This is a genomic window from Streptomyces olivochromogenes (assembly GCF_021538895.1).
In the GTDB taxonomy this organism is placed as follows: Bacteria; Actinomycetota; Actinomycetes; order Streptomycetales; family Streptomycetaceae; genus Streptomyces; species Streptomyces olivochromogenes_A.
Genome location: NZ_JADDRL010000001.1, coordinates 106,445 through 121,722, shown reverse-complemented (window position 1 = coordinate 121,722; position 15,278 = coordinate 106,445). Strand labels below are relative to the sequence as shown.

General features: G+C 69.7%; 14 protein-coding genes and 1 pseudogene. 10 read left to right on the top strand and 5 right to left on the bottom strand.

Going from position 1 to position 15,278, the window contains the following annotated elements; all coding sequences use genetic code 11:
• Window positions 1-3: 3 nt before the first annotated feature.
• The 4 genes from IPZ69_RS00575 to IPZ69_RS00560 form a co-directional block, all read right to left on the bottom strand.
• Entirely contained in the window at window positions 4-1,143 is a 1,140-nt protein-coding gene (locus tag IPZ69_RS00575) for an enolase C-terminal domain-like protein (RefSeq protein ID WP_235451599.1), read from the bottom strand.
• Complete coding sequence (locus tag IPZ69_RS00570) at window positions 1,140-2,945, bottom strand: thiamine pyrophosphate-requiring protein (protein WP_235451598.1); 1,806 nt, start codon at window positions 2,943-2,945, stop codon at window positions 1,140-1,142. Before IPZ69_RS00570 ends, IPZ69_RS00575 begins: the two co-directional genes overlap by 4 nt.
• A gap of 42 nt (window positions 2,946-2,987) precedes the next feature.
• Window positions 2,988-6,053 (bottom strand): FAD-binding and (Fe-S)-binding domain-containing protein, encoded by a 3,066-nt coding sequence (locus IPZ69_RS00565; protein WP_235451597.1) that lies wholly within the window; start codon window positions 6,051-6,053, stop codon window positions 2,988-2,990.
• A gap of 193 nt (window positions 6,054-6,246) precedes the next feature.
• Window positions 6,247-6,510 (bottom strand): DUF6343 family protein, encoded by a 264-nt coding sequence (locus IPZ69_RS00560; RefSeq protein ID WP_235451596.1) that lies wholly within the window; start codon window positions 6,508-6,510, stop codon window positions 6,247-6,249.
• Window positions 6,511-6,666: 156 nt separating this feature from the next.
• Between IPZ69_RS00560 and ku the strand changes: the two genes are divergently transcribed.
• The 3 genes and pseudogenes from ku (at window position 6,667) to IPZ69_RS47300 (ending at window position 8,467) form a co-directional block, all read left to right on the top strand.
• A complete protein-coding gene (gene ku, locus IPZ69_RS00555) occupies window positions 6,667-7,650 on the top strand; it encodes a non-homologous end joining protein Ku (protein WP_235451595.1) in 984 nt (327 codons plus the stop codon).
• Between the two features lie 45 nt (window positions 7,651-7,695).
• A pseudogene (locus tag IPZ69_RS47305) lies at window positions 7,696-7,983 on the top strand (DNA-formamidopyrimidine glycosylase family protein); the annotation flags it as partial.
• A 205-nt stretch (window positions 7,984-8,188) separates the two neighbouring features.
• Entirely contained in the window at window positions 8,189-8,467 is a 279-nt protein-coding gene (locus IPZ69_RS47300) for a zinc finger domain-containing protein (RefSeq protein ID WP_308407407.1), read from the top strand.
• Between the two features lie 64 nt (window positions 8,468-8,531).
• Here the strand turns inward: IPZ69_RS47300 and IPZ69_RS47295 are convergent, their stop codons facing one another.
• On the bottom strand, window positions 8,532-9,239 hold the full coding sequence (locus IPZ69_RS47295; protein WP_308407406.1) for a hypothetical protein: 708 nt from the start codon (window positions 9,237-9,239) through the stop codon (window positions 8,532-8,534).
• On the opposite strand from IPZ69_RS47295, the gene IPZ69_RS00540 reads away from it, so the two are divergent.
• From IPZ69_RS00540 to IPZ69_RS00510, 7 genes are all read left to right on the top strand, one after another.
• Complete coding sequence (locus IPZ69_RS00540) at window positions 9,220-10,185, top strand: LLM class F420-dependent oxidoreductase (protein ID WP_235451594.1); 966 nt, start codon at window positions 9,220-9,222, stop codon at window positions 10,183-10,185. The two genes, IPZ69_RS47295 and IPZ69_RS00540, sit on opposite strands and share 20 nt — an antisense overlap.
• Before the next feature lie 59 nt (window positions 10,186-10,244).
• Window positions 10,245-11,135, top strand: a complete 891-nt coding sequence (locus tag IPZ69_RS00535; protein ID WP_374292524.1) for a Rieske 2Fe-2S domain-containing protein — start codon at window positions 10,245-10,247, stop codon at window positions 11,133-11,135.
• A gap of 18 nt (window positions 11,136-11,153) precedes the next feature.
• A complete protein-coding gene (locus IPZ69_RS00530) occupies window positions 11,154-11,630 on the top strand; it encodes a hypothetical protein (RefSeq protein ID WP_235451593.1) in 477 nt (158 codons plus the stop codon).
• 102 nt (window positions 11,631-11,732) lie between these two features.
• Window positions 11,733-13,037: a PP2C family protein-serine/threonine phosphatase gene (locus IPZ69_RS00525; RefSeq protein WP_235451592.1), complete on the top strand. Its 1,305-nt coding sequence runs from the start codon at window positions 11,733-11,735 to the stop codon at window positions 13,035-13,037.
• Window positions 13,038-13,270: 233 nt separating this feature from the next.
• Window positions 13,271-13,624 carry a TraR/DksA family transcriptional regulator gene (locus IPZ69_RS00520; protein WP_235451591.1) on the top strand — a complete coding sequence of 118 codons (354 nt, stop codon included), beginning with the start codon at window positions 13,271-13,273 and terminating at the stop codon, window positions 13,622-13,624.
• 63 nt (window positions 13,625-13,687) lie between these two features.
• Complete coding sequence (locus tag IPZ69_RS00515; RefSeq protein WP_235451590.1) at window positions 13,688-14,287, top strand: 2'-5' RNA ligase family protein; 600 nt, start codon at window positions 13,688-13,690, stop codon at window positions 14,285-14,287.
• Between the two features lie 224 nt (window positions 14,288-14,511).
• Window positions 14,512-15,195 (top strand): hypothetical protein, encoded by a 684-nt coding sequence (locus IPZ69_RS00510; protein ID WP_235451589.1) that lies wholly within the window; start codon window positions 14,512-14,514, stop codon window positions 15,193-15,195.
• Window positions 15,196-15,278: the final 83 nt, after the last annotated feature.

Genomic DNA, 15,278 nt, shown 5'->3' with positions numbered 1-15,278 from the left:
GGCTCAGCGCACCTGCCGGAAAGGCTCCGCGCGCTCGGTGTTGAGACTCAGTCCCAGACCCGTTGGTCCGTCGGTGCCAGGGGTGATGTCGCCGCCGCTGGGATCAAGGGTGCCGTCGAAGAGCAGGCGCTCTATGCGGATGTGGTCGTGGAACCACTCCAGGTGCCGCAGGTTGGGGACGGCAGCGGCGGCGTGGGCGTGTGCGTGCGGGGCGCAGTGCCCGGAGATGTCCAGGCCGTGTGCCTGGGCGAGCGTTGCGACGCGCAGCCATACGGTGACGCCGCCGCAGCGGGTGACGTCGGCCTGGAGACAGTCGACGGCACCGGCGCCCAGCATGTGCTGGAAGTAGGGCAGGGTGTAGCCGTACTCCCCGGCGGTGACGTCGACACCGATCCGGCCGCGGATCGCGGCGAGCGTGCGCAGGTGGTCGGAGGAGACGGGCTCCTCGAACCATGTCACGCCCTGGTCGGCGAGGGCGGCGGCCACTCGGACGGCTTGCTTGGCGCTGTAGCCGCCGTTGGCGTCCACGTACAGTTCGGCGGCCTCGCCGATGCTGGCACGAGCCTGCGCCACGCGCCGCCGGTCCCGGGATTCGCGCTGCCCCCAGGAGTCCCCGATCTTGATCTTGACGCGGGGAATGCCCTCCTTCTCGACCCAGTCCCGTAGTTGTCTGTCCTGTTGTTGGTCGTCGTACGTGGTGAAGCCGCCGCTGCCGTAGACGGGCACGTCGTCGCGTGCCGCGCCGAGGAGGCGGACGAGAGGGAGGCCGAGCAAGCGGGCCTTGGCGTCCCACAGGGCGATGTCGACGGCGGAGACGGCCTGTGCGCAGACGCCGGGCAGGCCGGCGTTGCGTACGGCGCGCTGCATGGCCTCGTTCAGGCGCGGCACGTCGAACACGGAGGCGCCGGTGACCACGTCGGCGAGGAGGTCACCGATGACATACGCCGTTGCCGCGGGGGCGTAGGTGTAGCCGAGCCCGGTGACGTCAGCGCAGTGGACGGTGGCCAGGGCGAGCGTGGTGCTGTCCCAGGCGAGGGTGCCGTCCGCTTCGGGCGTGTCGGTCGGCACCGTGTAGACGGCGGAGTCCAGGTGTGCCACCCGTTCGGCGCTGTCCACACGTGCCACCAGCCCCTCGGTGGTCACCGATGCTCCACGCGGTGACGGTGGCCGGGCAGGAATTCCTGGACCTTGGCCTTGAACCCCTGCCGGACCATGGCGACGCGGTCGCTGTCGCCCCTGAGGACACTGGCCGCGGCGGCCTCGATCTGGTCGAGGGTGGCGTGCGGCGGGATCGGTGGCACCGCCGGGTCCGTGAGGAAGTCGAGCACGCAGGGCCGGTCGCCGTCGAGCGCCGCCTTCCAGGCGCCCTCCACCTCGCCCGGCTTCTCGATCCGCAGACCGTGCAGGCCGAGCGAGCGGGCGAAGTCGGCGTAGGCGACATCGGGGATCGACTGCGAGGGCAGGAACTGCGGGGCTCCCTCCATGGCGCGCATCTCCCAGGTGACCTGGTTGAGGTCCCGGTTGTTGAAGACGGCGACCACCAGCCGCGGATCGTCCCAATCCCGCCAGTACTTGGCAACGGTGATCAGCTCGGCCATGCCGTTCATCTGCATCGCCCCATCGCCCACGAGAGCGATGACCGGCCGGTCTCCGTTGGCGAACTTGGCGCCGATGGCATACGGGACGCCCGGTCCCATGGTGGCGAGCGTGCCCGACAGCGAGCCGCGCATCGCGCCGCGCAGCTTGAGATGGCGCGCGTACCAGTTGGCGGCCGACCCGGAATCCGAGCTGAGGATCACGTTCTCGGGCAGCAGGCCGCTGAGCGCGTGGGTGACGTACTCCGGATTGATCGGGTCGGCCTCGACGGTGGCGCGTCGGTGCATGACGTCCCACCAGTGGGTGACGTTGTCCTCGATCGTCTCGCGCCAGCTGGGGTCGGTGGCCTGTCGCAGCAGCGGCAGCAGCCGGCGCAGCGTCCGGGCGGCATCGCCGACGAGATTGACCTCGAAGGGGTAGCGCAGGCCGACCATGTGCGGGTCGATGTCGATCTGCACGGCCCGGGCCTTGCCGAATTTCGGCAGGAACTGGGTGTAGGGGAAGGACGAGCCGATCACGAGGAGGGTGTCGCAGTCGCGCATCATCTCGTACGACGGCCGGGTCCCCAGCAGGCCGATGGCACCGGTGACGTAGGGCAGGTCGTCGTCGAGCGCGTCCTTGCCCAGCAGGGCCTTGGCCACGCCGGCACCGAGCCGGTCGGCAGTTTCCATGACCTCCGGCCGGGCTCCCCGCGCGCCCTGACCGATGAGCAGGGCGACCTTGTCCCCGGCGTTGAGCACCTTGGCGGCGCGGGCGAGGTCGTCCTCGTCCGGCACCGGCGCGTAGTGCGGCATGCCGAGGCTGGAAGGCACCATCTTGAAGGCGTGCTGGGGCGGGGAGTAGTCCAGTTCCTGGACATCGGCGGGGATGATCACGGCGGTGACCGAACGCCTTGCCACGGCGGTGCGCAGAGCCCGGTCGAGCACGTTCGGCAGCTGCTCGGGGACGGTGACCATCTCGCAGAAGTCGGAGGCGACGTCCTTGTACAGGCTGACCAGGTCGACTTCCTGCTGATAGGAGCCGCCCATGGCGCTGCGGTTGGTCTGGCCCACGATGGCGACCACGGGCACGTGGTCGAGCTTGGCGTCGTAGAGCCCGTTGAGGAGATGGATGGCGCCGGGGCCGGAGGTGGCGGCACATACGCCCACGCGGCCGGAGAACTTGGCGTAGCCGACCGCTTCGAAGGCGGACATCTCCTCGTGGCGCGACTGGATGAACCGTGGGTTGTTCTCCGCACGGCCCCAGGCGGCGAGCAGTCCGTTGATGCCGTCGCCCGGGTAGGCGAAGACGTGCTCGACCTCCCATGCGCGCAGCCGCTGGAGGACGTAGTCGGAGACCTTCGTCGACATGACTGGGATCCTTTCCGGGTTTGGCCGGCGGTCCGCGCCGGGTCAGGAACTGCGCAGGCGACGTACGACGCCGAGACCCGTGGTGGCCGTGAGGGCGGCGGCGCCCGCCGTGGCCGCCCAGCGGGCCGTGCGCGACGGGACGTCGGGCCGCCCGGCCAGGCGCTCGGGATGTTCGCTCGGCAGTGGGCCGTCGAGCCCGAGGGCCAGGGCCTCGGCGAGGTGCAGGGCTCGCCGTCCGGTGTCGCCCTGCTCGATCTGGGTGCGGCAGCTGAAGCCGTCGGCCAGCAGCAGGCTGTCGGGGGCGGCCTTGCGGACGGCGGGCAGGACGCCTTGTTCGGCCACGGTCATGGACACCTCGTGGTGGCCGCGTTCGAAGCCGAAGTTGCCGGCCAGGCCGCAGCAGCCCTCGTCGAGGACGTCGGCGTCCAGGTGAGCGCGGCGCATGAGTTCCCGGTCGGCGTCGAATTTCATGATCGCGTGCTGGTGGCAGTGGGTCTGTACCGTCGCCTGCCGCGCCAGATGGGGCGGTCGCCAGTCCCTGGGGGCGTGCTGGACGAGCTGCTCTGCGAAGGTGCGCACCTGGCTGGCCAGCCGCCGCGCATCCTCGTCCTCCGGCAGCAGTTCGGGTGCGTCGGCGCGGAAGACCGCGGTGCAGGAGGGTTCCAGGCCGACCACGGGCGTGCCGGCGTCCAGGTAGGGGCGCAGTACGCCGAGCGTGTGGCGCAGGACCCGCTGGGCGACGGCCAGTTGGCCGGTGGAGATCCACGTCAGGCCGCAGCAGACAGGTGCGTCGGGTACGGCGACCCGGAAGCCGGCATCCTCCAGAACCCGTACGGCCGAGATCGCCACCGATGGGTGGAAGAAGGTGCTGAAGGTGTCCGGCCAGAGCACCACCGCGGTGGGATCCATGGGGTCCGGCTGTGCGCTCCCGCGAGCGCGCCACCACTGGAGGAAGGACTCCTCGGCGAACACGGGCGCCGACCTGGCGGCGTCCACGCCGGCCAACCGCTTGCCCGCCCGCGCGAGGCCCGGTGCGTGCAGCAGGCTGTTGACCAGCCTCGGCGCCGGACGCGACAGCCGCGCCCATACCGGCAGCCAGCCCATCGAGTAGTGGGCCGCGGGACGCAGCCGTCCGGCGTAGTGGTGGGCGAGGAACTCGGCCTTGTACGTGGCCATGTCCACCCCCGTCGGGCAGTCCGACTTGCACCCCTTGCACGCCAGACACAGGTCGAGCGCGTCGCGCACCCCGGTCGACCGCCAGCCGTCGACGATCGCCGAATCGGGGTGGCCGTCGAGCATCTCGAACAGCAGCCGGGCGCGTCCGCGCGTGGAGTGCTCTTCCTCCTTCGTGGCCCGGTAGGAGGGGCACATCACGCCGCCCCGGTGGGTGCGGCAGTTGCCGATTCCGACACAGCGCAGCACCGCGCGGTTGAAGGAGTGGTCGTCCTCGGGGTAGCCGAAGTACGTGTCGGGTGCGGTCGGCCGCCAGGTGGGGCCGAGCCGCAGTTGCCCGTCGACCGGATGCGGGTCGACGACCTTGCCGGGATTCATCCGGTCGCCCGGGTCGAACAGTGCCTTCAGTTCGACGAAGGCGGACACGAGCCGGTCGCCGAACATACGGGTCAGCAACTCGCCTCGGGCCTGGCCGTCGCCGTGCTCACCCGACAGTGAGCCGCCGTAGGAGGCGACGAGGTCCGCGGCCCGCTCCAGGAAGCGGCGGAAGTCCGCGACCCCCTGCGCCGTCCTCATCCCGAACGGGATGCGCGTGTGCACACAGCCCTGCCCGAAGTGGCCGTACAGCGCAGGGTGGTTGTAGTCGAACTCCTCGAACAGCCGCTTCAGGTCGCGCAGATAGTCGCCCAGACGGTCGGGTGGGACGGCGGAGTCCTCCCAGCCCTCCCAGGTCTCCCGGTCGTCCGGTGGACGGGCGGTCACCCCCAGCCCGGCCTCGCGGGCCCTGAGCATCCTGTGCTCCCGCTCGGGATCGTCGGAGAAGGCGACCGAAGCGTCCTTCTCGCCGCGGCCGATCGCCTTCAGCAGCGCGTGCGCCTGCTCGTCCGCCTCCTCCTGGTTGTCGCCGTCGAATTGCAGAAGCAGCCAACTGTCGCCTTCAGGGAGGGTGTTGAGCGAGTCGAGGTAGGCGTGCTCCTCGCGCATCAGCTGGGCCATCCGCCCGTCCAGGGCCTCCAACTGGCCCGGAGAGCAGTGCTCCAACAGGCGGGGCACGTCGTCGGCGGCGTGGCAGATGTCGTCGTACCCGAGGATCAGCAGCGACTGGCAGGCCGGCACCGGCACGAGGTCGAGTTCCGCACGCAGCACGGTCACCAGGGTGCCTTCGCTGCCGACCAGGGCCTTGGCGAGGTCGAGGTGGTTCTCCGGCAGCAGGGAGTCGAGGTTGTAGCCGGACACCCTGCGCGGGATCTTGGGGAACCCGCGGCGGATGTCCGCCAGATACTCGCTGACGATGCGGTCCAGACCGTCGTAGATCTCGGCCCGGCGCCCGCCCTCGGCGGCGATCTCGGCACGCTCGGCCCGCGACGTCGGACCCACCCACATGCGCAGTCCGTCGTAGGTCAGGACCTCCAGCCGGCACACGTTGTCCACCGTCTTGCCGTACGCCTGCGCGGACCCTCCGCACGAGTTGTTGCCGATCATGCCGCCCAGGGCGCAGTGGCTGTGGGTAGAGGGTTTCGGCCCGAACTGCAGGCGGTGGTCGGACAGCCGCCGGTTGAGTTCGTCCAGGACGATGCCCGGCTCCACCACACATGTGCGGGTCTCGGGGGAGACGGAGACGAGGGCGTCGCAGTACTTGCTCCAGTCGACCACCACGGCCGTGTTCGTCGTCTGCCCGGCCAGGCTCGTGCCTCCGCCCCGCGACAGCACCGGAGCCCCGAACCGTGCACACACCTCCATCGCGTGGGCACCGGCCTCGACATTGCGCGGAACCACGACGCCGATCGGCACCTGCCGGTAGTTGGAACCATCCGTGGAGTAGGCGCCCCTGGTGCCCGCGTCGAAGCGGACCTCGGCATCGGTCTCGTCGTGCAGAGCGGCGGCCAGTCCCGCCGTGTCCACGGTGACCGTGCGTCGTGCAGGTGCGATTGTCATCGACGAGATCCGCCCATCATTTTTGTCACTCCTGTCGCGTCGGCCCGGCCCAGCCGTCGGCCGGGCATCCGGCTGCTGGGAGGGGCCCCGCCCTTGCCGACAGGCTTGCTCATGATCGGTCTCCAGTCCTCGCACTGAGATCCGCCCGCTCACTCGGCCTGCGGGTACCCCGGATCGTGGAGACGCCCTCCCGCTACGGGCGTTCCTTCGCCCGTCTTCTCAGTACGGCCGCAAGGTTCACCGCCGAGATCAGGGTCAGCACGCCGCAGATCCCGGCCAGCACCTCGAGCTCGCCGGTGTCAGGGCTCCCGTAGGGCGATGAGGAAGCCGCCCACAAGCTGAACGACACCGTCGCCGCCGTGAAGAGCACCAACCCGGCGGCGGCCAGTACGGCACGCAGCCCGAGGGCGCTCCGGGCGGTCGTCGGCTCGGTTCCGGTCCGCTGGGAGTGGCTCATCATCAACTCCTGGTCCCCGCGCGGTCACGCTCCGCCGAGGTGCCTGTGGCCTCGTGCGGGACGAGTGCCCAGTGCCTTGATCGTCTATCACCCAGAAGTCCAGGATGCGATCAGCGCCCTGACGGGGTGCGATGGGTGTGTGCGGAGGTGAGCGCCATGGCGCGGGCTGTGTGGAGTGGAGTGCTGACGTTCGGGCTGGTGACCGTTCCCGTGCAGCTCTTCACCGCGACGGAAACCCATGCGGTCCACTTTCACCAGCTGCAACGTGGCACTTCGGACCGGGTGCGCAACAAGCGGGTGAACGAGCGCACCGGTGAAGAGGTGCCCTTCAACGAGATAGTCAAAGGCTTCGACACGGGCGAAGGCGAGTACGTCATCGTCGAGCCGGAGGAACTGGACGACATCGCGCCCGGACGGTCACGAGCCATCGAGATCGACGGCTTCGTCGACCTGGACGCCATCGACCCGGTGTTTTTCGACCGCACCTACTATCTGGGGCCCAAGGGGGAGGAATACGGCAAGGTCTACGCACTGCTGCACAAAGCCTTGGACACCTCTCGCAAGGCCGGGATCGCGACCTTCGTCATGCGCAGCCACGAGTATCTGGTGGCGCTGCAGGCCGAAGCCGGGATCCTCACGATGCACACGCTGCACTGGGCCGATGAAATCCGCGACCCTCGGAAGGAGATCAGCTCCCTACCGGGCGGGACCAGGACCGGAGACAAGGAATTGCGGATGGCCGGGCAGCTCATCGACACGCTCAGCATCGACTGGGCGCCCGAGGAATGGCACGACACTTTTCAGGAGAAGGTCGCTCAGTTGCTGAAGGCGAAGCAGGCCGGGGAGCCCGTCGAAAAGGCCGCTCCGCCGCCGAAGTCGACCAATGTCGTCGACCTGATGGAAGCACTGCAGGCGAGCGTCGACCGGGCCCGAAGCCCCAAGGCCCACAATGAGAAGGCAGGCGCCGGCGCCGGTCGCGCTCCTCGGCGCAAGAAGACCGCGGATCTGCGTGACCTCACCAAGGACGAGCTGTATCGGCGCGCCGCCGATGCCGGCGTTCACGGCCGTTCCTCGATGAACCGCGACGAACTCATTGACGCGCTGGCGTCCGGCGGCGGGCGAAAGGCACGTGCTTCCTGACACGGCCGGCGTGCGGGCCCGCCCCGTGCGGGTACCCGTCCTTGCATGCCCGAACTTCCGGATGTCGAAGGATTCCGCCGGGCGCTGATGAGCTGCGGCGGCCGTCGGTGTGTCACCGACATCGAGGTACGGGACACCGGGGTTCTGCAGGGTGGAGTCACCGAGGAGCGGCTGCGCGGGCAGCTGAAGGGAAAGCGTCTCGGGAAGGCGTGGCGGCACGGTAAATGGTTGTTCGTGCCAACGGTCGACGGCCCCACACTCGTCTGTCATTTCGGGATGACAGGGTCACTACGATGCTGCGCTCTGGACGAGCCGATCGCGGCGCATGACTGCATCGTGCTGACCCTCGACGACACCCGGACCCTGCGCTATCGCGATCAACGCAAGTTGCAGGGCGTGCAGTTGGCCGACAAGAACGCTGTCGACCGGCTTCTGGAGGGGCTGGGCCCCGACGCCACGGGCGTGCCGAGAACGGAGTTCAGGGAACTGCTGTCGGCGCGGCGCGGCGCCATCAAGAGTGCCCTGATGGGACCAGTCCGTGATCGCCGGTCTCGGAAATCTTCTCTGCGACGAGATCCTCTGGCGGGCTCGGATCCACCCTCGGACTCCGGCTCGGGACCTCAGCGAAGCGGACCTGCGTCACCTTCATACGGCCATGGGCCGAGTGCTCGACACCGCCGTGCGTGCCGGGCGCGTGCCTCCGCGTCGCTCGTGGCTCACCGGGCGCGAGCCCATGTGCCCCCGGTGCGGCACCCTCCTGTGCTCCAGCCGGGTCGCCGGACGCCGCACGGCCTGGTGTCCGCAGTGCCAGTCCTGACCGTCGGTGTGCCCGACCTTCGCGTTTCGCCGCGCCTCAACCGCTTTCCCGGGTCGGTCGGCTTTCACATGAGCGCCGGGAAACGGTCCCACACGCGGTGCCGAGCCAGCAGGTCGGTCACCAGGCTCAGGGCGGCCGTGCCGTCGTCCCCGCTCACCACGCCCGGCGCGTCGGAAGCGATGCCGAGGGCCTCGTACACCTGCCGGGCACCGTTCCAGCCGCCGATGGCCTTGGCATGGCGGTACGCCTCCCCGACGAGCAGCAGGACCCGCGGGTCCACCGGCGCGGCGCCGCCACCGGCGGCCTTGGCGTCCCGGCTGCCGTGGGCGTCCGCGGCGGGCGCGGGCGCACCGGCCAGCAGCAGCGCGTCGAATTCGACGGACCGGGCCGCGGCGAAGGTCCGCTGCACGGGGACCGGCTCCGTACCGCCGTCGCCCAGCACACCGCCGGACGGACCGATGACCAGGGGCACCATGCTCTGGTCGAGCACCGACTGCCGTACGGCCTGGACGGCGGCGAGGCAAATCGGCTCGATAAGTACGGCAGCATCCGTCCCGAGGGCGTCCTGCGGTCGATGTCCTGGTCGGGGGGAGTGGCGGGCCGACGGTTGACGGGCACCCTTATGCGACGGTTCATGACGCCTCCGGGGCAAGATGCTCGTCGAGTCCCCGCGGGCACCAGGAGGAAACGTGGGTGAGGCCGGCTCACCGCCGTTGTCGTTTCCCTGTGAGCCGGTCGGGTAGTCGCGACATATGGTGCGATTCGGATACACGATGATGACCGAGCAAGCCGGTCCACAGGACCTGGTGACGCATGTCGTGCGGGCCGAGGAGGCCGGCTTCGACTTCTCCGTGACGTCCGACCACTACTTTCCATGGTTGGACGAACAGGGGCACGCCCCGTACGCCTGGAGCGTGCTGGGCGCGGCCGCGCAGGCCACCTCACAGATCCCCTTGATGACGTACGTGACCTGCCCGACGAGGCGCTACCACCCGGCGGTGGTGGCACAGAAGGCGGCGACGATGCAGTTGCTGTCCGGCGGCCGCTTCCGGTTGGGGCTGGGCTCCGGCGAGAACCTCAACGAGCATGTCGTGGGCGGCGGTTGGCCATCCGTCGACGTACGTCAGGAAATGCTCGCCGAGGCGATCGAGATCATCCGGGCGTTGTTCGGCGGCGGTTACGTCAACCACCGTGGCGAGCACTTCGACGTGGAGTCCGCCAAGCTCTGGGACCTGCCCGACAGGCCGCCGCCCATTGGTGTGGCGGTCTCCGGGCGGCAGTCCTGCGCGCTGGCGGGCCGTCTCGCCGACCTGATGATCGCCGTCGAGCCGGACGCGAACCTCGTCACCGCCTTCGACGAGCACGGGGGTACGGGCAAGCCGCGTGTGGGGCAGCTGCCGGTCTGTCACGACCCGGATCCGGACGAAGCCGTACGGCGGGCACATGACCAGTTCCGCTGGTTCGGCGGTGGTTGGAAGGTGAACGCCGAGCTCCCCGGGACCGCGGCCTTCGCCTCCGCCAGTGCGTACGTACGCGAGGAGGACCTGGCCGACTCGATCCCCTGCGGGGACGACCCGGAGGTGTTCGCCGAGGCCGTGCGCCCCTACGTGGAAGCGGGGTTCACCGAGATAGCCCTCGTCCAGGTCGGCGGAGCATCCCAACTGCCGTACCTGGACTGGGCGGAGAAGACGCTGCTGCCCGCCCTGCGCGAGCTGTGAAAGCCCGCCCCTGGGTGGGCCGCCAACGCAACAAAGGAGGGCCGGCCTTCATGAAACTCATGGGATTGACGACCGGAACACACGGACCGCACAGCGGCGCACTCGCGGCCGCGATGGACGCCCTCGAAGGCCAGGCACGACTCGACGCCATGGCCGGGACCATACGCAAGGTCGTTCGCGCACTCCCCCTGGGGCAGGGCAGGGACGCGCTACGAGGTCTTTGGCTCGGCCACCCACTCCACCCCGCCTTGGTGCAACTGCCCATCGGCTCATGGAGCTCGGCCGCGATCCTCGACCTCTTCCCCGACGAGAGCCGCGCCGCACGCCTACTCATAGGCGTTGGCCTGGTCTCCGCGGGACCGGCCGCCCTGGCCGGCTGGGTGGACTGGGCCGAGCAGCGCCCCCGACAGGCCCGCGTGGGCCTGGTGCACGCCGCGGCGAACCTCGCCGCGGTCACCGCCTACTCCGCCTCCCTGGCGGCGCGGACGAAGGGGTACGACGTGCTCGGCCGCCTGCTCGGCTACGGGGGTCTGACGCTCGCCACGGCCGGGGGTGTGCTCGGCGGCCACCTCGCCTATCGGCAGGCCGCCGGCGTCAACCACGCGGAAGCCGTCCCCGTGCTGGTCGAGCCCGGCTGGCACCGGATCGGGACGCTGGACGACTTTCCCGTGGGCGAGCCCGTACGGCGGACCGTCGATGAGGTCGCGCTGGCCGTCGTGCGGGACGAGGACGGCGTGCCGAACGCCCTGGCCGACCGGTGCAGCCACATGGACGGACCGCTCCATGAGGGCAAGGTCCTGGAGGGCTGCATCGAATGCCCATGGCACGGCAGCCGGTTCCGGCTCTCCGACGGCGTGAACGTCCAGGGCCCTGCGACGGCGCCCCAGCCGCGATTCGACTGCCGGGTCACCCCGGAAGGCGCCGTCGACGTCCGGCTCGCGGAGCCCTGAGGGATCGAGGAGGTCGCCATGCGCCGGGAAGCTCTCGGGATCTATCTGAACGACCACCTGGCCGGAGCCACGGCCGGGCGACTGATCGCACATCGTCTCGCCGAGCACCACCGCTCATCGCCCTACGGCGGTGAACTGCGCCGACTGGCGGTCGAGATCGCGGAGGATCGGCAGACCCTCCTCGACCTGATGGACGCGCTCGCCGTCCCCGCCCGCCGCCACAAGGTGTTCGCCGGGTGGCTCGGCGAGAAGGGACGCCTGCTCAAGCTCAACGGGCGGGCGACACGGCGCGCCGGGCTGAGCACCGTCATCGAACTGGAGATGCTGCGCCTGGGCATTGAGGGCAAGTCCCTGCTGTGGAAGACACTGCTGGCGCTCACTCCGGCCAGAGAACTGGACGAGACGCTGCTGAAGGAACTGCTGGACCGCGCCCGGGACCAGATCGACACGGTGGAGACGGTCCGTACTGGGGCGGCCGTCGCCGCCCTGCGCTGACCCGTGCCGTGCCGCCGTGGTCACCGACCCCGTCGGTGACCACGGCGGACGGGTCCGGTCCGTCACCCTGCGAATCGGGGAATGTGGCCCATGGTGGATGAAATGGTGGATGAATACGACGTCGACGAGATCCTTCAGCAGGCTCTGGACCGGTTGACGGTCTTGGCCGACATCAACTCCGCCCTCGCCGGCACGATGGACGCGACCGAGGGGCTGCGCCGGGTGTGCCGGATCGTCGCCCACCGCATCGGCGACTCGTGCGTCATCGACCTGCTGAGCGAGGACAACGCGATCGATCGTATCCGCGTCATGCGCACGGCGGCGGGAGGCCAACTGCGAGAGGACGTGGCCCGGCTGCCGCGCCTCTCGGACACCGCCACCGGTCCACTGGCCCGCGTGCTGCGCGGCGCCGGCCCCCTGTTCCTCACCCTTACCGACCTGCACCCGGGCCCCGAACCCGACGAGTGGGACGCGGCCCAGGCCCACTACTTCGCGGAGCAGAACGCCACCAGCGCCGTCAGCGCCCCCGTGCGGGCGCGCCGGGAGGTCCTCGGCGCCGTCACCGTCTCCCGCTGCGGGAGCCATCCCCCGCTCGCCGCGGACTCCCTGCCCCTGATCGAGAACATCGTCCACCGCATCGGCCTGGCCGTCGACAACGCACGACTGCACCGGGAGATGGAACACATCGCCGAACGCCTCCAGCGCTCCCTGCTCCCCGAACTCCCCGTCGTCGACCACCTGACCATGGCCGCCCGCTACGTTCCCTCGCACGCCACCGCGCAAGTGGGCGGCGACTGGTACGACAGCTTCCTGCTGCCCACGGGCGACACCACACTGATCATCGGCGACGTCACCGGACACGACCTCAAGGCCGCCGTCACCATGAGCTACCTGCGCAACATGCTCCGCGGCATCGCCAGCGACCGACAGGAACCACCGGCCAGGATCCTGCGCCGCCTGGACCTCGCCCAGCACAATCTCTACCCCGAGGCCACCGCCACCTGCATCTACGCCATCATCCACGGGCCGGAATGCGGCCCCCGGCAACTCGACTACGCCCGCGCCGGCCACCTTCCGCCACTTCTGATCACCCACCAGGGAGACACCCACTACCTGAACGGCGGACACGGTCTTCCGCTCGGCGTCAGCACCGAGGTGCCGCGCTCCAGCGCCACGGAACCCCTCCCCGACCAGTCCGCCGTCCTGCTCTACACCGACGGGCTCGTCGAACGGCGGGGCGAACCCATGAACCGCAGCCTGACCCGCCTGCGCCAGCACGCCGCCGCCCTCGCCCGCGAAACCCCCGCGATCCTCTGCGACGAACTCCTGACCGGCCTGGCCCCCGACGGCACCGACGACGTCGCCCTGCTTGCCGTACGTCTCCCGCCGGCCGACCACCCTTCGTAGGGGCCGTGGGTCGGAGGGCTCGCGTGCGCTTTCACGGATCCCGAGGAGCCGGTCACTCTGAGCGACACCGACCGCGACCTACTCCTGATCGACGTACGGAGCCGAAGCCTTTCTCCCGGGAATCCCGTGATGGGCCGGATAGCCGGAGTCGGCAGGGGTAGGCGTGTGAAGTGGATCGCTGACCTGACACCGGACAACGACCAGGAGTGAGCGATGTCGAACCCCCTGAACGAGTGACTGCCCAGGAAGCTGATCAGCAGGCAGCCCGCTTGGCGCTGACGGCGCAGGCCGACGGGCTGCGTCGCGAGTTGTCCGAACTCGACTCCGCGATATCGGCCGTACGCGAGGAGTGTCGGCCGGACCCGGCCGATGTCGGCCCGAAGGCGACCTCCCTCGAACAGCTCCGACTTCAGCACGACCGCGCCGGAGTGGCGCTCTCACGAACGCTCGCCGCACTGGATCGCCTCGACGACCACAGCTTCGGGCTGTGCCTGGACTGCGGCCGCGCGATGGGCAGAGAGCGCATGCTCGCCGTACCGCATGCGGAACGATGCGTGCAGTGTGAGGAGACCCGCTCCGGTCTCTGACACCGACGGGGTGTCAGCGAGTGTCCAGGTCGGTCTCCGGCCCCATTTTGCGACGATGGTGATGTGGACGGGAATCCCGTGTTCGGCGGGGCCGAGCCGGTGGACGTACTTGAGGCGGCGCCGACGGCCCGGACGGCGGTGGCGTGGCTGCCGCCGCCGGACCTTTGGCCAGCGATCCAGGAGATTCGCTGGGAGCACGATCCGCAGGTCCGACGATGGCCGCCGCACGTGAATCTGCTGTTCGGGTTCGTGCCGGAGGAGGAGTTCGCGCGGGCCGTACCGCTGCTGTCCGCCGCGGCGGCAGAGAACACGGCGTTCACGGTGCGCCTGGCCGGGGTGCGGTACTTCCGGCACCGGCACCACGCGACCGTGTGGCTCGATCCGGCCGCGGCGGGCGGGGCGCCGTGGGCCCGTCTCCAACGGGAGCTGGCGCTGCGGTTCCCGCTCTGCCAGGGGCGCGGCGGCCGGTTCACCCCGCATCTCTCCCTCGGCCGTACCCAGGACCCGAAGCAGCTGGCAGCCGAGTGTGCCGTCCGGCTCGGCGCACTGTCGGCGGCGGTCGAGGAGGTGGTCCTGCTCTCCAGGCGCGGTGAGGGCCCCATGCGGCCCCGGGCCGTGATCACGCTGGGCACGGGCGAGGTCCGCGAACCCGTGCGCGCGTGACGCGCCGACTCCGGTCGGCCGGTGCATGCGGGTGAACTGGGCGGAGGGTTGAGCTACAGGGGGCAATAAACGCGGAGAAGCAGGCCGCCCATAGGAGAGACATGTCTCATCGCCAGCCGCCCGGGAGGCTCCCCCATACGCACCAGCCGGGACCCCGGCAGAGCTGGTGGCGTCGTCACTGGAAAGCCATCACGGGCTTCATCTCAGCGGTGGCCGTGGCGAGTGTGAGCCCGCTGATCGTCGACGCGATCAGAGGTGCCACGAACAAGGTGGTCACGGATGTGGTGACGCACGGAGGGAAACGACCGTTCACGTTGACCACTCAAGTGGACGCGCCGGAGGACGCGGGATGCAGGACCTATGCCTTCAGCTCCAATGCGCGCGTCTCGGTTCCTTCACCGACCGAAGAAGACCTGCACAAGTGGGCAACGCGCCAGGGCGGAGTAACGGCGGATACGACCACCATCCGACTCACCCTGCAAGGAAGATCCACGGACAGTGTCGTGCTGCACGCCATCCGGGTCGGTGTGGATGCACGAAAGCAGGCCCGAGGCACTGCGTACTCTCCCCACCCGGCGGGCTGGGGCTGCGGGGGAATCACGGAACGACGCTTCGACGTGAACTTGGACTCTCCCCAGCCGAGCGCAGTGCCGAGCGCCGGATATGACGGCTCCGCAGTCGACTTCCCGTACCGGATCTCATCAACCGAACCGGAAGTGATCGTGGTCCAGGTCGACACCGAGAAGTGCGACTGCAGCTTCCACCTGGACCTTGACTGGACCAGCGGGGAACGCAAAGGAACGCTGCGAATCCGTGACGGGAAACAGCCGTTCCGCGTGATCGGATCGCAGCAACTCCCGTTCTTCGAGTTGGACACGAAGGGACACTGGGCACCAAGCGGGACCTGACAGCGGCACGTGGACGGCGTGGCCGGGAATCTCGCCGGCAGCACGGCGGCGACTGTCGCGGCCGCCGCCTGATTCACACATAT